Origin of the sequence: Yoonia tamlensis (genome assembly GCF_900115105.1) — a bacterium.
GTDB lineage: Bacteria > Pseudomonadota > Alphaproteobacteria > Rhodobacterales > Rhodobacteraceae > Yoonia > Yoonia tamlensis.
The window spans coordinates 313,171-335,191 of sequence record NZ_FOYP01000002.1; the positions used below are offsets into that span (position 1 = coordinate 313,171).

The following is a 22,021-nucleotide window of genomic DNA, read 5'->3' on the forward strand; positions in this document are numbered from 1 at the left end:
AATGAGACATGACTTGGGTGGGGCGAATGTTTCACGTGAAACAATTGATCGCTTGCAGGAGTTTGCAAACCTTGTCCGCAAGTGGACTGTCAAAATCAATCTTATTTCTCCGAGCACAGTTGAGACCCTGTGGGAGCGACACATCATTGATTCTGCGCAAATTTATGCATCAGCCCCGAACAGTTTCGAAAAATGGGTCGATATTGGCAGCGGCGGCGGCTTTCCGGGGATTGTTGTTGCCATTATTGGTAAAGAAAAGCAGCCAGACGCAGAATTTGTGTTGATCGAAAGCGATCTGAGAAAGGCGACATTCCTGCGCACGGCAATCCGAGAGCTTCGGATTCCGGCCACAGTAATTGCGGATAGGATAGAAGTTGCGCCACCCCAAGATGCAGATATTGTATCTGCGCGCGCACTTTCCACCTTATCTACGTTGTTGCCATATGTAGATCGTCACCTCAATCCGGCAGGAATTGCAATTCTTCACAAGGGCAAGAAGGCAAGCGAGGAAGTCGCTGCCGCAAGGGATAACTGGCGGTTTGCGCTTGAAGACTCACCGAGTTTGACCGATCCTCATGCACAGATTCTTGTTGTCAAAGGGATATCTCGTGCCAGTAAATAGCTGCAAAATCATCGCGGTAGCGAACCAGAAGGGCGGCGTCGGCAAGACCACAACGACAATCAACCTTGGCGCAGCCCTTGCCGAAAAAAACAAGAAAGTACTCCTCATCGATCTTGACCCGCAGGGGAATGCATCAACCGGGCTCGGCATTGAGCATGACCAGCGTGGCATTACAACATACGACCTGCTTTCAGGCGAAGCGACGATGGACGAAGCCGCGGTTCCGACATCAATCAAGAACCTATCTATCATTCCGGCAACGACCGACCTCAGCTCGGCAGACATTGAACTCATGGACAATGAAAAACGCAGCTTTTTGTTGCGCTACGTCCTGCATGATGCCGCCGATGCTGTCGCAAAATACGACTATATATTGATCGACTGCCCGCCATCTCTCAATATCTTGACGGTGAACGCGATGGTCGCCGCCGATTCAATATTGGTGCCGCTCCAAAGCGAATTTTTTGCCCTCGAAGGCCTGTCGCAGCTTATCCTGACTGTGCGCGACGTCAGGCAATCGGCAAATGCCGATCTGCGGATCGAAGGGATCGTCTTGACCATGTACGACAGCCGCAACAACCTGTCGATTCAGGTGGAAGAAGATGCGCGTCAGAACATGGGCGATATGGTCTTTAAGACAGTCATTCCGCGTAATGTCCGCCTAAGCGAGGCGCCGTCCTTTTCCATGCCGGTGCTGGAATATGATAGCGCGTCCAAAGGGGCGATGGCCTACCGCGCACTTGCGCGCGAAGTCATTCAAAAGAATATGAAAAAAAGGGTTTAAATCATGGTCGGCAATGCTAAAAAATCGCGTGGCTTGGGCCGCGGTCTCTCGGCTTTGATGTCTGATGTCGGTCAGGATGACACTTCGATCAACAGCGCGCGCCGTCCGGATATGTATGTGCCGGTTGAACATGTGGTGCCGAACCCCGATCAGCCGCGGCGTACATTCCGCGATGAGGCGCTAAATGACCTTGCCGCATCAATCGCCGAAAAAGGGATTATTCAACCGCTGATCGTTCGCGTTTCTCCCAATAATCCAAAAACTTATGAAATTGTAGCTGGCGAACGCCGTTGGCGCGCAGCGCAAATGGCCAAATTGCACGAAGTTCCTGTGCTTTTGCGTGAATATACAGATACCGAAGTTCTCGAAGTTGCGATTATCGAAAACATTCAACGCGATGATCTGAACGCCGTGGACGAGGCCGCAGGTTACCGCCAACTCATGGATCGTTTTGGCCATACCCAAGAACAGCTTGCCACGGCACTGGGTAAAAGCCGCAGTCATATCGCGAATCTGCTACGTCTTTTGAATCTTCCGGAAGAAGTCCAATCCTATCTGGCGCAGGGCCAATTGTCAGCCGGTCACGCCCGCGCAATGGTCGGCAATGATCGCGCCAAGGAAATCGCCCGCGAGGTCATTCAGCGCAATCTTTCGGTGCGTGAAACCGAAAAACTGGTGAAAAAGGGCCCCGCGCTCAAACGCCGCTCTGTACCTGGCGCCCCTGTCGCAAAAGATGCCGATACTATTCAAATTGAAAACGAGCTTAGCGCCACGCTCAAGATGAAAGTAACAATCGATCATAAAGCCGGAGAAGAGGGCGGAAAACTGGTCATCAGCTATAAATCGCTTGACCAGCTGGACGATCTCTTGCGCGCGCTGTCAGGTGGCTAATCCGCCAGTAACGCACGCAGCACGGCATTTAGTACGGGGCGTCCCTTTGGCGTAAGCAAGAGCCGGCTATCTTGCTTCACGACCATATCCATTTCGATTAGCCCATTGATATTTTTGCTAATTATGGCATTATCTGCGATGCTCATGCGCTCCAGTGATACGCCTTCGCGCAGCCGCATTCCCATCAAAAGCATCTCGGAAATCTGATCATCCGCCGTTAACGGGCTGCGCAGGCTGTCGCCATTTCCTGTCCGGTTTACCTGTGCCAGCCATTGCATCGGGGCCAGCGGCGCTTCAGTGGCAAGCCGTTGTCCGCCCAAGGTCAACCGTCCATGCGCGCCCGGTCCAATGCCGGCGTAATCTCCATAGCGCCAGTAAATCTGGTTGTGGATGCTCTCGAATCCGGGGCGCGCATGGTTGGAAACTTCATAGCCGTCAAACCCTGTAGCGGCGCAAACCTCTTGCGTTAACGCATACATATCTGCCGCCGTATCATCGTCGGGCAAACCGCGCAGTTTTCCGGCGGCATAACGATCCCCAAATGCCGTCCCGTCTTCGATTGTCAGCTGATAAAGCGACAGGTGATCGATGGCCAAGCCCAGCGCTTTCGTCAATTCTGCTCGCCAATCAGCCAAAGATTGCCCCTGACGGGCGTAAATCAGGTCAAAACTCACCCGATCAAACGTCTCTCTGGCCGTGCTGAAGGCCGTCAGCGCCTCTTGGGCGCTGTGAAGGCGGCCCAGCGCACGCAAATCTGCGTCATTCAGGGCCTGAATTCCCATGGAAACGCGGTTCACACCTGCATCCCGATACCCGACAAAGCGACCGGCTTCGACAGAAGTGGGGTTCGCTTCAAGCGTAATTTCAATATCATTGGCCATCGGCCATGTCGCGCGCACCTTGGTCAGGATCGCATCAACCAGATCAGGGTCCATCATGCTTGGCGTGCCGCCACCGAAAAAGACGGATTTCAAGACGCGCCCTTGGGTTTCGGCACCGATCCGGTCAATCTCGCTCAGATAGGCATCGCGCCATGCTGCCTGATCAATCTGTGCAACAACGTGGCTATTGAAATCACAGTAGGGGCATTTGGCCTGACAGAACGGCCAATGGATATAGAGCCCGAACCCCCCGTGTTCCCAATCCTCAGGCAAAACAACCTGCAATCAGTTTTTTGAACGCATCGGCACGGTGGCTGATTTTGTTCTTTTCCCAGCGGTCCATTTCGCCAAATGTGATGTCATAGCCCTCTGGCTGGAAAATCGGGTCATATCCGTGGCCTTGTTTGCCGCGCATCGGCCATACAATCTGGCCAGGCATTACACCGGGGAACACCTCGTCATGGCCATCCGGCCACGCAAGAACCAGCGTACAACAGAACCGCGCGGTACGCGGGTAGGGTGCAGAAACAGACTCTAATTCGGCCCAACTCCGCTCCATCGCCATCACAAAATCGCGCCCGTCCGGCGTTTCCGCCCAGTCGGCAGTGTAAACACCTGGCGCGCCGTTTAGCCCGTCTATTTCGATCCCGCTGTCATCGGCAAGCGCGGGCAGCCCCGTCGCCTTTGCGGCGGCATGGGCTTTGATCCGCGCGTTCCCGACAAATGTCGTTTCGGTCTCATCGGGTTCAGGCAGCCCGTGATCATCGTTGGATGACAGCGCAACACCAAAGGGTTTTAGCAGATCCGCGATCTCTTGCAGCTTCCCTTTGTTGTGGGTCGCAATCACCAGTTCTTTGCCTTCAAAGCGACGCATTAGCTGACGGCCGCCAATTGTGCGGCGGTCAATTCCGACACGCCTTTTTCTGCCAAATCAAGCAGCGCATCCATTTGCGCGCGCGTATATGTTGACCCTTCGGCAGACATCTGGACTTCGACCAACTTGCCGCCGGTCATCACAAAATTACCGTCGACGCCTGCTTCGCTATCTTCGGGGTAATCCAGATCAAGCACCGTTTGCCCCGCATAAATGCCGCACGAGACTGCAGCGACCGGATTGATCAGCGGGTCAGAAATCACATCGCCCGCTTTCATCAGCTTTTGCACGGCCAGTTTCAGCGCGACCCAACCACCGGTGATAGATGCACAGCGGGTGCCGCCGTCTGCTTGTATTACGTCGCAATCAATCACGATCTGGCGTTCGCCAAGCGCCACGCGGTCCACACCTGCACGCAGTGACCGACCAATAAGCCGTTGAATTTCCTGCGTTCTTCCTGATTGCCCTTCTTTGGCTTCGCGACGCATCCGCGTGTTTGTTGCGCGCGGCAGCATCCCGTATTCGGCGGTGACCCAACCAAGTCCGGAATTTTTCAAAAACGGCGGAACGCGCGCATCAATGGTCGCTGTACACAAAACATGTGTATTGCCGCATTTGATCAGGCAAGAGCCTTCCGCATGCATGGTCACATCCGTTTCAATAGAGATTTTACGCATTTCGTTGGTTTGGCGGCCGGATGGGCGCATGGGATCACTCCTTTTGGTTTCCTGATTGGGATACGCTGCCCACATATGAAATCCAAGCCCGATTGACGCCGGGCCTGACTTCGTTTTAATTGCGTAGCCTTCACCCGAGGATGATATGCCCGATCAAAAGCCCAATATTGCCGAAATGAACGAACGTTCGCGCGAGGTATTCCGTCGCGTTGTTGAAGGCTATCTTGAAACCGGTGATCCGGTCGGGTCGCGCACATTGACCCGTGACTTTACCGAAAAGGTAAGCGCGGCAACCATCCGGAACGTGATGCAAGACCTTGAATATCTCGGGTTATTGAATAGCCCCCACGTCAGCGCGGGGCGTATCCCGACGCAATTGGGTTTGCGGATGTTTGTGGATGGGTTGCTTGAGGTGGGTAATCTTGATGGCAAAGACCGCCAAACGATCGACCGCACACTTGGCGGCAATGAAACAGATGTGAATGCGATGCTGGATCAGGTCGGGCAGGCGCTTTCCGGTGTGACCCACGGCGCGAGCCTTGTTTTGACGCCAAAACATGAAGCGGCGATCAAACATATTGATTTTGTGTCCTTGTCGCGTGAACGTGCCCTTGTCGTGCTGGTTTTTGCGGACGGTCACGTTGAAAACCGCATTTTCACGCCGCCCGCCGGACAAACGCCATCATCCATGCGCGAGGCTGCAAATTTCCTGAACGCCATCGCCGAAGGCCATACGCTGTCCGAGCTTGGCAAGGTCATCGCGCGAGAAATTGCAGCCCGCCGTCGCGAAATTGACAGTCTTGCGGCCGAACTGGTCGAAAACGGCTACGCGCTTTGGGATAACGAAGGCCAATCTAGCGAAAGGTTGATCGTGCGCGGGCGTGGTAATCTGCTTGCTGACGGCGAAAACGAGGCCGATCTGGCGCGCATCCGTACCCTGTTTGACGACCTTGAACGCAAGCGCGATATCGCACAATTCCTTGATTTGGCCGAGGACGGCGACGGTGTACGCATTTTTATTGGCTCAGAGAACAAATTGTTCTCACTTTCGGGTTCCTCTCTGGTCGTTTCCCCTTATATGAACGCCGACCGTAAGATAATTGGCGCCGTGGGCGTCATTGGTCCGACCCGCCTGAACTATGGGCGGATCGTCCCGATTGTGAACTACACTGCGCAGCGGATTGGCAAACTAGTTGCTGACCGCTCCTAAAGGAAGAAATTGATGGCTGACAACGAAGAGCAACTGCAAAGTCTTGATGAACTCGCTGCGGAAGGCGATGAAATGGATCTTGCGGCGGAAGCTGGCTTTGATGAAATCGAAGCGCTACGCGCAGAGCGTGACGAGCTGAAAGATAAATTCATGCGCGCATTGGCTGATGCCGAAAACATGCGCAAACGCTCTGACAGGGATCGTCGCGAGGCTGAAAACTATGGCGGGTCCAAACTGGCCCGCGATATGCTGCCTGTTTATGACAACATGCGCCGTGCGTTGCAGTCTGCCGAAGACGCAGACAAAGCAACCAACGCAGCCCTGCTTGAGGGTGTGGAATTGACCATGCGCGAATTGATCAGCGTCTTCAAAAAACATGGCATTGATCCGATTGTTCCCGAAGTCGGCGACAAATTTGATCCCAAAATCCACCAAGCCATGTTTGAAGCACCGCTTCCCGGCACAAAAACCGGCGAAATCATTCAAGTCGCCGCCGAAGGGTTCATGCTGCACGACCGTTTGCTGCGCGCGGCACAGGTTGGCGTGTCATCGACACCTGCATGATCATAAACCGCATAAAAGCAGGGCTGTTTGCCCTGCTTTTTTGTATTGGCCCGGCGATTGCGCAAATCTACCCGCAAGACCAAGACCTTTATGTCAACGACTACGCGGATCTGCTGGATCACGCGCAAGAAGCCCAGCTGCGTGACCGCCTGCGCAGGTTTCGCGCCGATGACGGTGTTGAATTCACGGTTCTGACAATCAACGCGATGTCCGATTATGGCCATAGCGGCGCGATTGAACCTTTCGCTACGGGGCTTTTCAACGCTTGGGGCATTGGCGACATCGACCGCAATGATGGGTTGCTGCTACTGGTTTCCCGCAATGACCGTGAACTGCGCATCGAGGTCGGTGCAGGCTATGGCAGTACATTAAGTGCGCCAATGCAGCGCATTATCGACGATGCAATTGTTCCGCAGTTCAGGCGCGATGCCTATGCCGACGGCATTGCGGCGGGGGTCGACGCGGTTATTGCTCATGTCACGGGAAACATTGAACCGCAGCCGTTCGTGGAAAAAGTCGGTGAAAAAGCCAAAGAGTTCATCGTATTTGTCATTGCTGGCGTTGTTTCTATCCTAATTCTAGCGGCAAATTTTGGCCGTAAGCTGTATCGCCGTCTTCGCAGGAATGCGCCGCGCAACTGCCCTGTTGATGGTTCGCGATTGCGGAAATATCTTGAAGAAACCGAAGACGAACAGCTTTCTTCCGGCCAAATCGCCGAAGAACACCTTGCGAGCGTGGATCATGACGTTTGGTTCTGCGCCACATGCGACCATATCGAGATCGAATCCTACAAGGCATTTTTCACCAAATTCGGTGCCTGTCGCGAATGCGGCTACAACACGGTTACAGGCAAAAGCCACGTTATCCGCCACGCGACCTATTCATCTTCGGGATTGCGTGAAACCTACTATAATTGCCGCCATTGTCATGCAGGCTATTCGGTTACCGCGACCATTCCGCAAAAAACACGGTCAAGCAGCAGCGGATCGCGCGGCGGTGGACGGTCTAGCGGCGGCGGCGCAAGCGGAAGATGGTAGCTACACCATGCCCCGCAATTCATAGATAAGCGCCAGCGCGTCTTTCGGTGTCAGCTCATCGGGCAGAACGTCTTTCAACCTTGCCTCGACCTTTGATTCCTTGGCTTGCACGGGGGCAGGCGCAGGGGTTGCCGAAAACAGCGGCAGATCATCGATCAACGCTTTTTGCGCAGTGCCGCCGCTCCGTTCACCTTGTTCTAACGCCTCTAGCACGACCTTGGCCCGCGCGACGACGGCAGGCGGCAATCCGGCCAGCCGCGCGACCTGCACGCCATAGCTGCGGTCGGCGGTCCCGCGTTTGACCTCGTGCAGGAAAATTACATCGCCGTCCCATTCCTTGACGGTGACGGTCGCGTTTTCGACGCCGTCCAGTTTGTTCGAAAGCGCGGACATTTCGTGGTAATGTGTGGCAAACAGTGCACGGCAGCGGTTCACATCGTGCAGATGTTCCAAAGTGGCCCAAGCGATCGACAGCCCGTCATAGGTTGCCGTGCCGCGCCCGATTTCATCCAAGATCACCAGCGCGCGGTCGTCTGCTTGGTTCAGGATCGCGGCAGTTTCGACCATTTCGACCATAAATGTGGACCGCCCGCGCGCGAGGTCATCGGATGCCCCGACGCGGCTGAAAATCTGGCTGACAATGCCGATATGCGCGGCGGCGGCAGGCACAAACCCACCCATTTGGGCAAGGATCGCCAGCAGCGCGTTTTGGCGCAGGAACGTTGATTTACCCGCCATATTCGGACCGGTCAGCAACCAAATCGGCGCCTCGGTTAACCCGCAATCATTGGCGATAAATGGCTGTCCCGCTTTTTGCAGCGCGGCCTCGACCACCGGATGCCGCCCGCCGCTGATTGCAAAGGCGCGGCTGTCGTCGACGGTCGGCCGCACCCAGTTTTCCGCCACTGCCAAATGTGCCAGCGCGGCGGTCAAATCGAATTCTGCAAGGCTCCGCGCCAATGTACCCAAAGGCCCGGATTGCGCGACAATTGCCTGAGTTAGGCTGGAATAGAGTCTCTTTTCGATCTCAAGCGCGCGTCCGCCTGCGTTCAATATTCGCGTTTCGATTTCCGACAGCTCCACTGTCGTAAATCGCACCTGATTGGCGGTCGTCTGGCGGTGGATAAACGTTTCGTTCAGGGGTGCCGCCAACATTTTTTCAGCATGGGTCGCCGTGGTTTCGATAAAATAGCCCAGCACATTGTTATGCTTGATCTTGAGCGACGCGATACCCGACAGTTCTATAAACTGCGCTTGCATGGCGGCGATGACAGACCGCCCTTCGTCACGCAGCTTGCGCACCTCGTCCAGTTCGGCGTCATAGCCAGGTGCAATGAACCCGCCGTCACGCGACAGCAGGGGCGGTTCGGCGATCAACGCATTGTCGAGCAGATCCAACAGATCGTCGTGCCCGGTCAGATCGCGCGCCGCGGTGGCTAAAGTATCGGGAAGACCGGCGGGAATGACCTGCGCCAGCCTGTCTGCCTGCCCCAATGTGTTGCGAATGGCGGCCATGTCGCGTGGGCCGCCGCGATCAAGCGCAAGCCGTGACAATGCGCGGTCCAGATCATGCACCTGACGCAGCTGGTCGCGAATATCGGCGGTCAGCTGCGTATTCTTGGTTAAGTATTCAACGCAATCGAGCCGCGCGTGAATGACGGGCAGGGCGCAAGAGGGCGACGACAAACGCCGCTCCAAAAGGCGCGCGCCGCCAGCGGTCACGGTGCGGTCAATACAGTGCAAAAGCGACCCTTGCTTGCCGCCCGCCATCGCCTGCGTCAATTCCAGCGAACGGCGGGTTGCGCCGTCAATCTGCATTGCGGCAGATTGCCCTTCTTGCACAGGGGGGCGCAGCAACGGCAGGTTTCCGCGTTGCGTGATATCAAGGTATTCTGCCACCGCTGACATGGCCGAAATTTCAACCCGCGAGAACCCGCCAAACGCGTCCAGCGACCCAACCTTATAAAGACTGCACAGCCGTTTTTCGCCCGATGTGCTGTCAAATGCGGAAGCACCCAAAGTGGTCAGCGTAGCGCCGTTTTCAGACACTGTTTCAGCCCAATGCGTATCAGATCCGTCAACGACGATCACTTCGCGCGGGGTCAATCGCGCCAGTTCGGGGCCAAGCTGCGCCCCGCTGCACGGCATCACGTGAAACGCGCCGGTGGAAATATCGACCCAAGCCAACGCGCCCTGATCACGGATCACCGCATAGGCCGCCAGAAAGTTGTGGCGGCGTGCATCAAGCAGTGAATCTTCGGTCAAAGTGCCGGGGGTCACAAGGCGCACGACCTCGCGTTTGACCACGGACTTATAGCCGCGCTTTTTGGCCTCTGCGGGGCTTTCCATTTGTTCGCAAACAGCGACACGGAACCCCTTGCGGATCAGGGTCAGGAAATAACCTTCGGCGGCGTGATGCGGCACACCGCACATGGGAATATCTTCGCCGTCATGTTTGCCGCGTTTGGTTAACGCGATGTCCAAAGCTTCGGCTGCGGCAACCGCATCGTCAAAGAACATCTCGTAAAAGTCGCCCATCCTGTAAAATAGCAGCGCGTCCGGATGCTCTGCTTTGATCTCAAGGAATTGCGCCATCATTGGCGTGACATTGGATTTATTGGTGCTCATGCATGCCCCCGCATCATCGGCCCCGACATTACCGAGCCAATGTTAGCGACGAAACCCCGAAACGAACCCGTTGCGGGTTCAATCGAGAAACCGCTATGAATGTCGGACCAATAAGGGGATAAAGATGGCCAAGACAAAAATGACCCGCGAAGATGCGCTGCAATTCCACATGCAGCCAAACCCGGGCAAATGGGAAATTCAGGCAACCGTGCCGATGACCACCCAGCGCGATTTGTCGCTGGCCTATTCCCCCGGCGTCGCGATCCCATGCGAAGAAATCCACCGTGATCCGGCTACCGCCTATGATTATACAAACAAGGGCAATTTGGTTGCGGTTGTGTCTAATGGCACAGCGGTTTTGGGTCTTGGGAACCTTGGGGCGCTGGCCGGCAAACCGGTGATGGAAGGGAAATCCGTTCTGTTCAAACGCTTTGCCGATGTGAATTCGATTGATATCGAGCTGGACACCGAAGACCCCGATGCGTTTTGTAACGCCGTGCGTCTGATGGGGCCAACATTTGGCGGCATTAACCTTGAAGATATCAAAGCGCCCGAATGTTTTATCATCGAACAGCGTCTGAAAGAGGAAATGGATATCCCCGTTTTCCACGACGACCAGCACGGAACAGCTGTGATTTGCGCCGCTGGCCTGCTGAACGCGCTGCATCTTTCGGGCAAAAAGATCGAAGAAGTTAAAATCGTCCTGAATGGCGCCGGTGCGGCCGGAATTGCTTGTCTTGAATTGCTGAAATCCATGGGCGCGACCCATGACAACTGCATTATGTGCGACACAAAAGGTGTGATTTATCAAGGCCGTACCGAAGGTATGAACCAGTGGAAATCTGCACATGCCGCGCATACGGATGCCCGAACGCTTGAAGAAGCGATGGTCGACTGCGATGTCTTTCTTGGCGTCAGCGCCAAAGGGGCCGTGACACAGGAAATGGTGCTTAGCATGGCACCAAACCCTGTGATTTTTGCGATGGCCAACCCCGATCCTGAAATTACCCCCGAAGATGCCCATGCCGTGCGCGAAGATGCAATCGTCGCCACAGGTCGCAGCGATTACCCGAACCAGGTGAACAACGTGCTGGGCTTTCCATACCTGTTTCGCGGTGCGCTTGATATTCATGCCCGCGCCATCAACGACGAAATGAAAATCGCCTGCGCCGAGGCTCTCGCCGCGCTTGCCCGTGAAGACGTGCCAGACGAGGTCGCGATGGCCTACGGCAAAAAACTGACCTTCGGGCGCGATTATATTATTCCAACCCCATTTGATCCGCGTCTGATCCACCGTATCCCGACAGCCGTCGCGCGGGCAGGTATGAAAACCGGCGTGGCGCGGCGGCCCATTGTCGACATGGACGCATATGAGGCTGCATTGAAAAGCCGCATGGATCCGACAGCGTCAATCCTGCGTAGTTTGAACGCCCGTGCACGCGCGAATCAGTCAACGGTCGTCTTTGCAGAAGGCGACGATCCGCGTGTTCTGCGGGCTGCGGTAATGTACCAACGCGCCGGTTTGGGCAAAGCATTGGTTGTCGGGCGTGATGCGGATGTCACTGAAAAGCTGACAGCCGAAGGGCTGGCAGACGCGGTTGAAGAATTGACCGTTGTCAATGCGGCAACGACGGAACATCTTGAAACATATAAAGAATTTCTTGACGCCCGCCTGCAACGCAAAGGCTATGACAGCCAGGATATTCACCGGCTTGCCGCGCGTGACCGCCATGTTTTCGCGGCCCTGATGGTCGCACATGGACATGCGGACGGGATGGTCACAGGGGCCACCCGCAAATCGGCGCATGTGCTGGAACTGATCAATCACGTGTTTGATGCACAGCCCCATGACGGCGCGGTTGGTGTCTCGGCCGTTCTGCACAAGGGGCGTATCGTTCTGATCACTGATACATTGGTGCACGAATGGCCGGACGAGCAGGATTTGGGAGATATTGCGGAACGCGGCGCATCTGTAGCGCGCGCGTTGGGCCTTGAACCGCGTGTTGCGTTCCTGTCGTTCTCGACCTTTGGCTATCCTGTGTCCGAGCGGGCCGAGAAAATGCACAAAGCCGTCAGCGTGCTTGACGGGCGCAACGTCGATTTCGAATATGAAGGCGAAATGACCGTCGATGTGGCGTTGAATGTGCAAGCGCAAGAAAACTACCCGTTCTCACGGCTGACTGGCCCTGCCAACGTACTGGTCGTGCCGGCGCGGCATTCAGCGTCGATTTCTGTGAAATTGATGCAGGAAATGGCGGGCGCGACCGTGATCGGCCCGATTTTGTCGGGCGTTGGCAAACCCGTGCAGATCTGTTCGACTGTTTCAACCGTGAACGACATCATGAATATGGCCGTGATCGCAGCGTGTAAGGTCGACTGATGGCGATTTGGAATCTTGGGTCGATCAATGTCGATATCGTCTATGCCGTGCCGCATATCCTGAACGCTGGAGAAACGCTTTCGTCAACGGGGCGCAAGGTGTTTCTGGGCGGGAAGGGCGCCAATATGTCGGTCGCTTCGGCCCGCGCGGGAGCGCGGGTAAACCACATCGGTGCGGTTGGGCATGACGGTGTTTGGGCCGCTGACCGGCTGCTGGAATATGGCGTCGATACCCGTAATATCGCTGTGTTAGACACTGATACAGCCCAAGCAATCATCATGGTGGACCCGCACGGTGAAAACGCAATTGTGCTGCATCCTGGCGCAAATATCGAAATTCCGCAGACTGTTTTGCAAACCGCGATGGCCGAAGCGCAAACAGGCGACTGGATCGTTTTGCAAAATGAAACCAACCTGCAACGCACTGCCGCGAATCTTGGCAAAAAAATGGGCCTAAAGGTGGCCTATGCTGCCGCCCCGTTTGATGCAGATCGGGTGATGGCGGTGCTTCCCTATCTGGATTTCCTGATTTTGAATGCGGTTGAGGCCGAACAACTGCACGCCGCAACCGGCCAGCGGCCCGAAGACCTGCCCGTGCGCGATGTCATCGTGACACTGGGCGCGGATGGGGCCGATTGGTATGGCCCCAGCGAAAAGCAGCACTTTGACGCGATCCCGGTTGACCCTGTGGACACAACCGGCGCTGGCGACACATTTACGGGCTATGTCCTAGCGGGGCTTGATCGCGGTATGGTGATGGAACAGGCAATCGGGCTGGCGACCAAGGCAAGCGCCCTGATGGTCACCCGCCACGGCACCGCCGATGTGATCCCCGATCTGTCAGAGGTCACGGCCTTTCGGCCCTAATGGGTAAACGGCGCTGCATCACCCCAAAGCTCTGAAACACGCTGATCGCGACCGCAGGCATCACGGTAAAACTTATAGGCTTCGCTTTGGCGTTTTGGGCCACGGCGGGTCAGCACGATGGATTGCCCCGCATAGTAATCCTGATGATAGGCTTCAGCCTCGTAGAACCGCGATGCTTCGATGAGCGGCGTCACAATCTGGCGGCCAAGATCGCGTTGCGCCGCTGTAACGGCAGCCTGCGCTGATGCGATTTGGGCAGGGTTAGAGACGAAAATCGCTGTGCGGTAGCTATCACCACGGTCACAGAACTGCCCGCCCGCATCAGTCGGATCAACAGACCGCAAGAACATGTGCAGCAGCTGGTCATAGCTGACAACATCGGCGTCATAGGTGATTTGCACAGCCTCGTAATGGCCGGAACCTTTGATGGTTTCATAGGTCGGGTTGGTGGTCGTGCCGCCGGTATAGCCGGACACGGCTTCGATCACGCCGTTCACACTTTCGAAATCACTTTCGACGCACCAGAAGCATCCACCCGCAACAATGGCGGTCTGGATATCTTCGGCGGCGGCCATCTGGGCGGCGGGGATCATCAGGGCGGCGGCAAACATGGATTTGAACATTGGGGTCTCCTTTGTTGGTATCCTGTTTTGCGGGGTCGGCCTGCGCAATGCACGGGCGCGTGATCTCACGCGGTGTTTATCACTTGGAACATTTGACGACCTGCCCTAGCGTCCATCCAAAGGAGCAAACCATGACCGAAGTCACCACCCACCAAGCCGCCGAAGACGCGCGCAACGAAGATATCCTGATCTACCTGAACGGACGAATCGTGCCCAAGGCGCAGGCCACTGTCAGCGTCTATGATAGCGGGTTCATGCTGGGTGACGGCGTGTGGGAAGGGCTGCGGCTTTATGACGGGAAATGGGCGTTTCTGGACGAACACATGGACCGCCTGTTCGAAGCCGCAAAAGCAATTGATCTGGATATCGGGCTCGACCGAAAAGGCGTGATTTCCGCCTTGTTAGAGACACAAAACGCCAATGGCATGACCACCGACACCCATGCGCGGCTGATGGTAACACGCGGGACCAAAACCCGCCCGTTCCAACACCCAAGCCTGTCCCAACAAGGCCCGACATTTGTGATTATTATGGAGCATTCCAAACCCAAAATCCCGCGCCCGATAACGCTGGCCACCGTGCCGCATTTGCGCGGTTTGCCGATGACACAGGACCCGAAACTCAACAGCCACTCGAAACTCAATTGCATCCTTGCCTGTATTGCCGCGCAAAAGGCGGGCGCGGATGAAGCACTAATGTTAGACCTGCATGGATTCGTGAATACGACCAACGCCTGTAACTTTTTCATCGTGAAAAAGGGTGCCGTTTGGACCAGCACGGGCGATTATTGCATGAACGGGATCACCCGCCAAAAGGTAATCGACCTGTGCCGCGCCAATGACATCCCTGTTTTTGAACGCAACTTCAGCCTTGTCGAAACATATTCAGCGGATGAGGCGTTTTTGACCGGCACATTTGGTGCGCAAACACCGGTTGGCAGCATTGACGGGCGCGTGATTGGGACGGGCGAATTGGGGCCGATGACCATTCGGCTACGGAAACTCTACAAAGACTTGGTGGACCGCTCATGAGAATTGCGATGTGGTCTGGGCCGCGTAACCTGTCGACGGCGATGATGTACAGCTTTGGGAACCGCGCGGATTTCGCGATCTGGGATGAACCGTTCTATGCGCCTTATCTTTCACAGACAGGTCTGGATCACCCGATGCGCGCCGAAATTCTGGCAGCGCACGAAACGGACGCGGCAAAGGTTGCCGCGCGCTGTTTAGACACTATTCCAGCCCAAAAGCTGCATTTCTATATGAAACACATGCCGCATCACATGATCGACGGCATGCCGCTAGATTGGGCGCAGGGCTGTGTGAACGTACATCTGATCCGGCACCCCGCGCGGGTGATTGCGTCTTATGGCGTGAAACGATCACAGATGACATTTGATGACATCGGCTATGCGCAGCAGGCCGCGCTGTTTGACAGGATCGGCGGCCATGTCATTGATAGCGCCGATATTCGTGCTGATCCTGAAACCATGCTGCGCAATTTATGCGTTGCGATCGGGTTGGATTTTGATCCAGCGATGCTGTCATGGCCCGCAGGCCCGCGCGCCGACGATGGTATCTGGGCGGCGCATTGGTATAATGCCGTCCATCAAAGCACGGGGTTCGCGGGTGCCGAAGGGCCATTGCCGGAACTGGACGGCGAGGCGGCCAAACTTTGCGAGCAGGCTTTGCCGTATTACGAGAGGCTTGCGGTGGCCAAAATTGTATAAGTCACTGATTTAGAATCAGAATTAATATCACGTAACTATCTGACTTTATTTGTTGAATCTTAAATCAGAAAGTGAGACAATATTGACAGGGCGGCAACCCCGTTCAAGAGATACCGCCCTGAGACTTACTTCTTCTTTCGAGGTGTGGTCGTTTTCACGGTTTCGACAACATGCGTACGAGGCTTGTTGCGAGCCGTGGCGACTTTTGTGAAACGGCCTGTGATTGCACTACGGCCGATTTTACGGGTCCTACTTTTCAACTTTTCTCACCTCCTTTCATCTTAATGAGAGACAATAAGTTGAGGGGTGCTATTGAGAATCCCCACCATATGGTATCAGGCCCTATATGGCGGAGTCTATAAAAAACGGACTCGTTTTGTTCTCCTGCATTACCGAAAAGTTATGATTTCAAAAGCTGCCCAAGCTTCATTGCGACCGACATATCGCCAGAAACCTTGATCTTGCCCATCGCAAAGGCGGTCATCGGGTTTAGTTCGCCTTTGATCAATTTCGCCAGATTTGAATCCGAGATGTGGATCGTGCAATCCGCGGGCAGATCGGCCAGCTCGGCCTTCTGATCGACCAATGTGATCGCGCCGCTGTCCTTGCAATCGAACTTAATAACCTTGTCCAAGGCAAATTTATCCAACCCACGCTGCATTTTCGCTGCGATTTCTTCCAAGGACATGATGGCTCCTGCGTTTTGTACTGCAAGGATGTTTGCGGCGAACCAAACGCAATGTCTATGTAGACGTTACGGCGTTTGAAGATGCATAGGCAGGAAGGCGAAGCGCGCCAGCAATTAGCGCGCTTCGCAGCTATTTCAGGATTTGCGTTTGCGCGCGGCCAGCAGTTTCAAACGCAGCGCGTTCAGCTGGATAAAGCCTTGGGCGTCGGTTTGATCATAGGCGCCGGCGTCGTCTTCAAAGGTCACGTGGGCTTCGGAATAAAGCGACTGATCGGACCAGCGCGCAACGGTGGTGGCCGACCCTTTGTAAAGCTTTACGCGCACGGTGCCGCTGACGCGTTCTTGGGATTTGTCGATCAGCGCTTGCAGCATTTCGCGTTCTGGCGAGAACCAGAAACCGTTGTAAATCAGTTCAGCGTAACGCGGCATGATGCTGTCCTTGAGGTGGCCAGCGCCGGAATCCAGCGTGATCTGCTCGATCCCGCGGTGCGCCTCGAGCAACACGGTGCCGCCTGGCGTTTCATAGATGCCGCGTGATTTCATGCCGACAAAGCGGTTTTCAACCAGATCAAGACGCCCGACGCCGTGCTTGCCGCCCAGTTCGTTCAGCTTGGTCAGGATCGTCGCGGGCGACATTGCCTCGCCGTTGATTGCAACCGCGTCACCTTTTTCAAAGGTGATTTCGACCATTTCAGGTGTATCTGGCGCATCTTCCGGGTTCACGGTGCGCTGGTAGACGTATTCTGGCGCTTCTTGCGCAGGGTCTTCCAGAACTTTGCCCTCGGAAGAGGTGTGCAGCAGGTTTGCATCGACGCTGAACGGGGCTTCGCCGCGCTTGTCCTTGGCGACGGGAATCTGGTTTTTCTCGGCGAATTCCAGCAATTTGGTGCGGCTGGTCAGGTCCCATTCACGCCATGGCGCGATCACCTTGATGTCGGGGTTCAACGCATAGGCGGCGAGTTCAAACCGCACCTGATCGTTGCCCTTACCGGTTGCGCCGTGGGCGACCGCATCGGCGCCTTCGGCTTCGGCGATTTCGACCAGACGCTTGGAAATCAGCGGGCGGGCGATGGATGTACCCAGCAGGTAAACGCCTTCGTAAACAGCGTTCGCGCGGAACATCGGGAACACAAAATCGCGCACGAATTCTTCGCGCAGGTCTTCGATATAGATGGCGCTTGCGCCCATCATCTCGGCCTTTTTGCGGGCGGGTTCCAGTTCTTCGCCTTGGCCGAGATCAGCGGTAAAGGTTACAACCTCGCACCCGTATTCCGTCTGAAGCCACTTCAGAATGATCGAAGTATCGAGGCCACCAGAATAGGCGAGAACAACTTTTTTCGGAGCGGTCATACGAGGGGCCTTTTTTGTCAGGGTTATTTCTATTGCGCGATACCTGTTTTCGACGGGCAGAGCAAGGACAGCACCGTTGACGCAACCGAAATGACATGCAACGAATTAGCGACTTCTATTTTAAGGGATTATCCAAATGGCATTTCAAATCATCCGGCACGCGTTTGCCATGATTTTCAACAATTTCGGGCAGGCGCTGCGTGCATCTGTCGGGCCTTATGTTTTGCTGATTATTGTCGCGGCTGCTGTGTTTGGGGCGCTGGGATCGCTTGAACAATTGGGAGAACTTGCCGTCGGAAATATCCAACCTGATCAGATCGCAGACGTTGCGGGCCCTATTATTTTTGCAGTTTTTGTTCTTTTGACGTTGGCTGTTTTTGTTTCCGCTTGGGTCGCTGTTTCATGGCACAGATTTATTTTGCTTGAAGAATATAGCGGTATCCTTCCTTCGGTGACGGGGCGGCCCATTTGGCCCTATGTTGGTAAAAGCATGTTGCTGGGTCTTTTGATCGCTGTATTGGGTCTTTTGGTCGGCATGGTGTTTGGTCTGGTTTTGGTCCCGCTTGCCCATGCCGGTGAAACCGCCGCCTATCTGGGTGCAGCGATTATCGGGATCCTGATGGTCGCTGTTTTATCGCTTATGTGGTTCCGCATGGGTGTTGCACTGCCAGCGACTGCGGTCGGAAAGCCGATCAAATTGGGCGCAGCGTGGAGTGCTACGTCTGGTATCAACGGCACAATTATAGGCATTGTCCTGATTATCGCCGTTGTGACGTTTATCGCTGGGACTGCTGTTCAGGGCCTGTATGGGATTCATCCAGCACTGGGCTTTGCCGTCGATATCTTCGTTCAATGGCTGACGCTGATGGTCGGCGTCAGCATTCTGACCACCCTTTACGGTCACGTGATCGAAGGGCGGCCGTTAATCGACTAGACCCGCAACAAACGCCGCGTCGCCGTCATTGGATAATTCATGAATGGCGACGCGGGGGTCCATCCAGACGGCGTGGTGCCCTTTCTCAGACGGGGGGCCGTGCGGGCGCATGGGGCGTGCCAGATAGATATGGCAGATTTTTTCGGCGTTGAGGTCATATTCGGGCATATAGACAAACCGCCGGAACGCGCCGAGCCGTAAAGGCCGCGCAATTCGCCAGCCGGTTTCTTCGAAAACCTCACGGTGCAGCGCCTGAATGGGGCTTTCGCCGGGGTCGATCCCGCCGCCGGGTAGCTGAAATTCGAAATGCGGGTCGTCTTGGTAGGTCAGCAGCAATTGCCCGTCGCGCGGTAAAATCGCATAGGCGCCAGGGCGTAATTTATAGCTTTGCCCCCGTTTTGGGCTGTTTCCGTACCGTTTGATCATCACTTACCCCTTGGACCGTGGCTTGTCCTGACTATATAGGCGCGGTATGCCAATTCCTGACATGTAAGGAAACCCTATGAACCACAGCGCCAAAATCGCTTGGGACGACACCGTCCTGCCATTTCAACTTGATGCTTCCGACATCCGTGGACGGGTGGCGCGGTTGGATGGTGTGCTGGAACAGGTGCTGGCACAGCATGATTACCCGCCAATGATCGAAGGGCTGATCGCCGAAATGGCGCTGCTGACTGCAATGATTGGCCAGTCGATGAACACCCGTTGGAAACTGTCCTTGCAAGTGCGTGGCGATGGCCCGATCCGCATGATCGCGACGGATTACTACAGCGCACCAAAGGACGGCGCGCCTGCGCAAATCCGCGCTTATGCATCTTTTGACCGCGAAACGATCAATCTGAACACGGACCCAATGACTCAGTTTGGCAAGGGATATTTTGCGCTGATGGTGGATCAGGGGCAGGATATGGCCCCCTATCAGGGCGTCACCCCGCTTGCCGGCGGATCATTGGCCAGCTGTGCCGAAGCCTATTTTGCGCAGTCCGAACAGTTGCCAACGCGGTTTTCGCTGACATTCGGCCAATCCCAAGTGCCTGGCGAAGACGCCCATTGGCGCGCAGGCGGGATCATGTTGCAGCACATGCCCAAAGCATCGCCATCTGTAACAGGCGAAGGCGGGTCGGGCGAGGATGGTCTGTTGGACGCTGCCGATTTGCTGAGTGATGATGAATCCGAAAACTGGGTCCGCGCCAATGCGTTGCTGGATACGGTCGAAGATATCGAACTGATCGGCCCCACCGTGACGCCGACAGATTTGCTGGTGCGCCTGTTCCACGAAGAACAGCCACGCGTCTATGATGCGCAGCCCATCAAATTCGGCTGCACATGTTCGGATGACCGTGTCCGCCAAAGCCTGTCGATCTATTCGGCCAAAGACATCGCAACAATGACCACCGAAGAAGGCATCGTAACCGCTGATTGCCAATTCTGCGGTGCGCATTACGAATTTGACCCCGCAACATTAGGGTTCGAGGCCAAGGATGGCGGCGCCTGATCTACGCAAAAGACTAACCGATGCGCTGTCGAATTCCGGCAGCGCATCTTCTGATTTTGATCTCAACAAATCAATCCAGCCAATGGGGCTGACCCAGACCCCTGCTGCCGTTCTAATTGCCATTCGCCCTGCGTTAGAGACTGTTATTCTTACAAAACGCTCTGCCCGATTGAAACATCACCCTGGTCAAATCGCGTTTCCTGGCGGCAAGCAGGACCCGACAGATGCCACCCTGACAGACGCCGCGCTGCGCGAAGCCCACGAGGAAATCGGCCTGCCTTATGGTATTGTTGATGTCTTGGGCGCGCTGCCAACCCACCAAACCGTCACCGGCTACCAGATGACCGCGATTGTCGGGGTTTTGACCGCAGATTTTGACCCGATCCCCGAAGCGGGCGAAGTCAGCGAGGTGTTCGAGGTTCCGCTGGCGCATCTGGCAGATCCTGCCAACTACCGGATCGAAGGGCGGCATTGGCGCGGGCAGCGGCGCGAATATTATGCGGTGCCCTATGGCCCCTATTACATCTGGGGCGCAACCGCGCGCATTATGCGCGGTCTTGCGGACGGGCTGCAATGACGCGGATTGATGCGCCTTGGCTGAACGGTGCGGCCGCGCAAGCGATCTGTGCGATGTTGACCGACGCGGGCTATCAGGCGTGGTTTGTCGGTGGCTGCGTGCGCAACGCGTTGATGGGCGCGCCGGTTGCCGATCTGGATCTTTCGACAGATGCTCTGCCTGATGTGGTGACGCGGCTTGCGAATGCTGCCGGATTTGCCGTGGTGCCAACCGGAATTGCCCACGGAACAGTCACTGTTATTGCCCAAAACACCCCTTTCGAGATCACAACCTTTCGCCGCGATGTCGCTACTGACGGGCGGCGCGCGACGGTGGCCTTTGCCGATAATATCCGTGACGACGCAAGACGCCGCGATTTCACGATGAACGCGCTTTATGCGGGCAGTGATGGCATTGTGGCCGATCCGCTTAACGGGCTGCCTGATCTGCATGCCCGCCGTATCCGGTTTATCGAAGATGCCGATCAGCGGATCAAAGAAGATTACCTGCGCATTCTGCGCTATTTCCGGTTTTACGCATGGTACGGCGATGTTGAGGCGGGGCCCGACCCCGATGCGCTGGCGGCCTGCGCGGGGAACGTCGAAGGGTTGCAAACCCTGTCGTCCGAGCGGACCACAAGCGAGTTGTTGAAATTGCTGGCTGCCCCCGATCCGGCCCCTGCAGTCGCAACAATGGCGGCAACAGGCGCGCTTGCGCAGATATTGCCCGGTGCAAATGCTGCCGTATTGGCTGTTCTTGTGCATGTCGAAACGCAGGCGGGATTACCCCCCGACCCGCTGCGCAGGCTTGCGGTTCTGGGTGGGGATTTATCTGCGTTGCGGTTGTCGAACAGTGCAAAAAAGTACCTTGATCAGATGCGCAGTGCGCATGATGCAGGGGCGCTTGGCTACTACTTCGGGGTGCAGGTGGCGCTGGATGCTTTGGCAGTGCGCGCCGCTAGTCTGGGCATAGAACTAGACCCTAACACGGCAGAAATTGTGAATTTTGCAGCCGATCAGGTGTTCCCGCTTGTGGCCGCCGATTTGATGCCGCGCCTGCAAGGACCTGCGCTGGGTCAGGCGCTGACCACCGCCAAGGAACGTTGGATCGCATCAGGTTTCACCCTGACCAAAGCAGAGCTGCTACGCGATTTGTGATCAGCAAAGGCGCAGCACAACCACTGGTTTTCCTCTGACCGAAACCTTGCTATGTCCGTAGGGTATGCGAAAGGC

General features: G+C 55.8%; 22 protein-coding genes. 14 read left to right on the forward strand and 8 right to left on the reverse strand.

Translation table 11 applies throughout. From position 1 onward, the window contains the following. Nucleotide 1: 1 nt before the first annotated feature. Genes rsmG through BM320_RS13410 form a run of 3 tightly spaced genes read left to right on the forward strand, consistent with a single transcriptional unit; the run spans nt 2 to nt 2,297 of the window. The gene (gene rsmG / locus BM320_RS13400; protein WP_090201101.1) at nt 2-622 is read left to right on the forward strand and encodes a 16S rRNA (guanine(527)-N(7))-methyltransferase RsmG; all 621 of its coding nucleotides are present in this window, start codon (nt 2-4) and stop codon (nt 620-622) included. Beyond that, nucleotides 609-1,406, forward strand: a complete 798-nt coding sequence (locus tag BM320_RS13405; protein WP_242651055.1) for a ParA family protein — start codon at nt 609-611, stop codon at nt 1,404-1,406. Before rsmG ends, BM320_RS13405 begins: the two co-directional genes overlap by 14 nt. Before the next feature lie 3 nt (nt 1,407-1,409). Next, nucleotides 1,410-2,297: a ParB/RepB/Spo0J family partition protein gene (locus tag BM320_RS13410; protein ID WP_090201106.1), complete on the forward strand. Its 888-nt coding sequence runs from the start codon at nt 1,410-1,412 to the stop codon at nt 2,295-2,297. Here the strand turns inward: BM320_RS13410 and hemW are convergent. Genes hemW through rph form a run of 3 tightly spaced genes read right to left on the reverse strand, consistent with a single transcriptional unit; the run spans nt 2,294 to nt 4,759 of the window. Then, on the reverse strand, nt 2,294-3,451 hold the full coding sequence (gene hemW, locus BM320_RS13415; protein ID WP_090201564.1) for a radical SAM family heme chaperone HemW: 1,158 nt from the start codon (nt 3,449-3,451) through the stop codon (nt 2,294-2,296). The two genes, BM320_RS13410 and hemW, sit on opposite strands and share 4 nt — an antisense overlap. Continuing rightward, nucleotides 3,444-4,052 (reverse strand): RdgB/HAM1 family non-canonical purine NTP pyrophosphatase, encoded by a 609-nt coding sequence (rdgB, locus tag BM320_RS13420; protein ID WP_090201108.1) that lies wholly within the window; start codon nt 4,050-4,052, stop codon nt 3,444-3,446. The genes hemW and rdgB overlap by 8 nt, the downstream gene beginning before the upstream one ends. Further along, complete coding sequence (rph, locus tag BM320_RS13425) at nt 4,052-4,759, reverse strand: ribonuclease PH (RefSeq protein ID WP_090201110.1); 708 nt, start codon at nt 4,757-4,759, stop codon at nt 4,052-4,054. The genes rdgB and rph overlap by 1 nt, the downstream gene beginning before the upstream one ends. A 115-nt stretch (nt 4,760-4,874) precedes the next feature. Here rph and hrcA point away from each other — a divergent pair, with 115 nt between their 5' ends. From hrcA to BM320_RS13440, 3 genes are read left to right on the forward strand one after another with little or no spacing between them, the layout of a single operon-like run. Then, the gene (gene hrcA / locus BM320_RS13430) at nt 4,875-5,939 is read left to right on the forward strand and encodes a heat-inducible transcriptional repressor HrcA (protein ID WP_090201112.1); all 1,065 of its coding nucleotides are present in this window, start codon (nt 4,875-4,877) and stop codon (nt 5,937-5,939) included. Between the two features lie 12 nt (nt 5,940-5,951). Next, a complete protein-coding gene (locus BM320_RS13435) occupies nt 5,952-6,503 on the forward strand; it encodes a nucleotide exchange factor GrpE (RefSeq protein ID WP_090201114.1) in 552 nt (183 codons plus the stop codon). Continuing rightward, entirely contained in the window at nt 6,500-7,540 is a 1,041-nt protein-coding gene (locus BM320_RS13440) for a TPM domain-containing protein (protein WP_090201116.1), read from the forward strand. The genes BM320_RS13435 and BM320_RS13440 overlap by 4 nt, the downstream gene beginning before the upstream one ends. Here BM320_RS13440 and mutS read toward each other — a convergent pair whose 3' ends face one another. Then, complete coding sequence (gene mutS / locus BM320_RS13445) at nt 7,541-10,168, reverse strand: DNA mismatch repair protein MutS (protein WP_165615060.1); 2,628 nt, start codon at nt 10,166-10,168, stop codon at nt 7,541-7,543. Between the two features lie 124 nt (nt 10,169-10,292). On the opposite strand from mutS, the gene BM320_RS13450 reads away from it, so the two are divergent. Continuing rightward, a complete protein-coding gene (locus BM320_RS13450; protein WP_090201118.1) occupies nt 10,293-12,548 on the forward strand; it encodes an NADP-dependent malic enzyme in 2,256 nt (751 codons plus the stop codon). Beyond that, complete coding sequence (locus tag BM320_RS13455) at nt 12,548-13,414, forward strand: ribokinase (RefSeq protein WP_090201119.1); 867 nt, start codon at nt 12,548-12,550, stop codon at nt 13,412-13,414. Before BM320_RS13450 ends, BM320_RS13455 begins: the two co-directional genes overlap by 1 nt. Here BM320_RS13455 and msrA read toward each other — a convergent pair. Next, nucleotides 13,411-14,037, reverse strand: coding sequence for a peptide-methionine (S)-S-oxide reductase MsrA (gene msrA / locus BM320_RS13460; protein WP_090201121.1), 627 nt, complete (start codon nt 14,035-14,037; stop codon nt 13,411-13,413). The genes BM320_RS13455 and msrA overlap by 4 nt on opposite strands. A 131-nt stretch (nt 14,038-14,168) precedes the next feature. Between msrA and BM320_RS13465 the strand changes: the two genes are divergently transcribed. Both BM320_RS13465 and BM320_RS13470 read left to right on the forward strand, forming a co-directional pair. Then, nucleotides 14,169-15,068, forward strand: coding sequence for a D-amino acid aminotransferase (locus tag BM320_RS13465; RefSeq protein WP_090201123.1), 900 nt, complete (start codon nt 14,169-14,171; stop codon nt 15,066-15,068). Next, nucleotides 15,065-15,766 (forward strand): sulfotransferase-like domain-containing protein, encoded by a 702-nt coding sequence (locus BM320_RS13470; protein WP_090201125.1) that lies wholly within the window; start codon nt 15,065-15,067, stop codon nt 15,764-15,766. Before BM320_RS13465 ends, BM320_RS13470 begins: the two co-directional genes overlap by 4 nt. Before the next feature lie 400 nt (nt 15,767-16,166). On the opposite strand, the gene BM320_RS13475 is transcribed toward BM320_RS13470, so the two are convergent. Further along, nucleotides 16,167-16,454: an SCP2 sterol-binding domain-containing protein gene (locus BM320_RS13475; RefSeq protein WP_090201127.1), complete on the reverse strand. Its 288-nt coding sequence runs from the start codon at nt 16,452-16,454 to the stop codon at nt 16,167-16,169. 135 nt (nt 16,455-16,589) lie between these two features. Beyond that, entirely contained in the window at nt 16,590-17,804 is a 1,215-nt protein-coding gene (locus BM320_RS13480; RefSeq protein WP_090201129.1) for an argininosuccinate synthase, read from the reverse strand. Between the two features lie 136 nt (nt 17,805-17,940). On the opposite strand from BM320_RS13480, the gene BM320_RS13485 reads away from it, so the two are divergent. Then, nucleotides 17,941-18,738, forward strand: coding sequence for a hypothetical protein (locus BM320_RS13485; protein ID WP_090201131.1), 798 nt, complete (start codon nt 17,941-17,943; stop codon nt 18,736-18,738). Here BM320_RS13485 and BM320_RS13490 read toward each other — a convergent pair. Continuing rightward, entirely contained in the window at nt 18,727-19,164 is a 438-nt protein-coding gene (locus BM320_RS13490; RefSeq protein ID WP_090201133.1) for an NUDIX hydrolase, read from the reverse strand. The genes BM320_RS13485 and BM320_RS13490 overlap by 12 nt on opposite strands. A gap of 76 nt (nt 19,165-19,240) precedes the next feature. Here BM320_RS13490 and hslO point away from each other — a divergent pair, with 76 nt between their 5' ends. Genes hslO through BM320_RS13505 form a run of 3 tightly spaced genes read left to right on the forward strand, consistent with a single transcriptional unit; the run spans nt 19,241 to nt 21,946 of the window. Then, nucleotides 19,241-20,233, forward strand: coding sequence for an Hsp33 family molecular chaperone HslO (gene hslO / locus BM320_RS13495; protein ID WP_090201135.1), 993 nt, complete (start codon nt 19,241-19,243; stop codon nt 20,231-20,233). Continuing rightward, the gene (locus tag BM320_RS13500; RefSeq protein ID WP_090201137.1) at nt 20,220-20,810 is read left to right on the forward strand and encodes a CoA pyrophosphatase; all 591 of its coding nucleotides are present in this window, start codon (nt 20,220-20,222) and stop codon (nt 20,808-20,810) included. The genes hslO and BM320_RS13500 overlap by 14 nt, the downstream gene beginning before the upstream one ends. Then, nucleotides 20,807-21,946 (forward strand): CCA tRNA nucleotidyltransferase, encoded by a 1,140-nt coding sequence (locus tag BM320_RS13505; protein ID WP_090201139.1) that lies wholly within the window; start codon nt 20,807-20,809, stop codon nt 21,944-21,946. The genes BM320_RS13500 and BM320_RS13505 overlap by 4 nt, the downstream gene beginning before the upstream one ends. The last annotated feature ends 75 nt before the right edge of the window (nt 21,947-22,021 follow it).

Bases quoted from the DNA above. Each gene is read 5' to 3' on its own strand.
- BM320_RS13500 (WP_090201137.1), top strand. From the start codon at position 20,220: ATGGCGGCGCCTGATCTACGCAAAAGACTAACCGATGCGCTGTCGAAT.
- msrA (WP_090201121.1), bottom strand. From the start codon at position 14,037: ATGTTCAAATCCATGTTTGCCGCCGCCCTGATGATCCCCGCCGCCCAG.
- rph (WP_090201110.1), bottom strand. From the start codon at position 4,759: ATGCGCCCATCCGGCCGCCAAACCAACGAAATGCGTAAAATCTCTATT.
- BM320_RS13450 (WP_090201118.1), top strand. From the start codon at position 10,293: ATGGCCAAGACAAAAATGACCCGCGAAGATGCGCTGCAATTCCACATG.
- BM320_RS13505 (WP_090201139.1), top strand. From the start codon at position 20,807: ATGACGCGGATTGATGCGCCTTGGCTGAACGGTGCGGCCGCGCAAGCG.
- BM320_RS13490 (WP_090201133.1), bottom strand. From the start codon at position 19,164: ATGATCAAACGGTACGGAAACAGCCCAAAACGGGGGCAAAGCTATAAA.
- rsmG (WP_090201101.1), top strand. From the start codon at position 2: ATGAGACATGACTTGGGTGGGGCGAATGTTTCACGTGAAACAATTGAT.
- BM320_RS13485 (WP_090201131.1), top strand. From the start codon at position 17,941: ATGGCATTTCAAATCATCCGGCACGCGTTTGCCATGATTTTCAACAAT.
- BM320_RS13410 (WP_090201106.1), top strand. From the start codon at position 1,410: ATGGTCGGCAATGCTAAAAAATCGCGTGGCTTGGGCCGCGGTCTCTCG.
- hslO (WP_090201135.1), top strand. From the start codon at position 19,241: ATGAACCACAGCGCCAAAATCGCTTGGGACGACACCGTCCTGCCATTT.
- BM320_RS13440 (WP_090201116.1), top strand. From the start codon at position 6,500: ATGATCATAAACCGCATAAAAGCAGGGCTGTTTGCCCTGCTTTTTTGT.
- BM320_RS13455 (WP_090201119.1), top strand. From the start codon at position 12,548: ATGGCGATTTGGAATCTTGGGTCGATCAATGTCGATATCGTCTATGCC.
- BM320_RS13480 (WP_090201129.1), bottom strand. From the start codon at position 17,804: ATGACCGCTCCGAAAAAAGTTGTTCTCGCCTATTCTGGTGGCCTCGAT.
- BM320_RS13465 (WP_090201123.1), top strand. From the start codon at position 14,169: ATGACCGAAGTCACCACCCACCAAGCCGCCGAAGACGCGCGCAACGAA.
- rdgB (WP_090201108.1), bottom strand. From the start codon at position 4,052: ATGCGTCGCTTTGAAGGCAAAGAACTGGTGATTGCGACCCACAACAAA.
- BM320_RS13470 (WP_090201125.1), top strand. From the start codon at position 15,065: ATGAGAATTGCGATGTGGTCTGGGCCGCGTAACCTGTCGACGGCGATG.
- BM320_RS13435 (WP_090201114.1), top strand. From the start codon at position 5,952: ATGGCTGACAACGAAGAGCAACTGCAAAGTCTTGATGAACTCGCTGCG.
- mutS (WP_165615060.1), bottom strand. From the start codon at position 10,168: ATGAGCACCAATAAATCCAATGTCACGCCAATGATGGCGCAATTCCTT.
- BM320_RS13475 (WP_090201127.1), bottom strand. From the start codon at position 16,454: ATGTCCTTGGAAGAAATCGCAGCGAAAATGCAGCGTGGGTTGGATAAA.
- hrcA (WP_090201112.1), top strand. From the start codon at position 4,875: ATGCCCGATCAAAAGCCCAATATTGCCGAAATGAACGAACGTTCGCGC.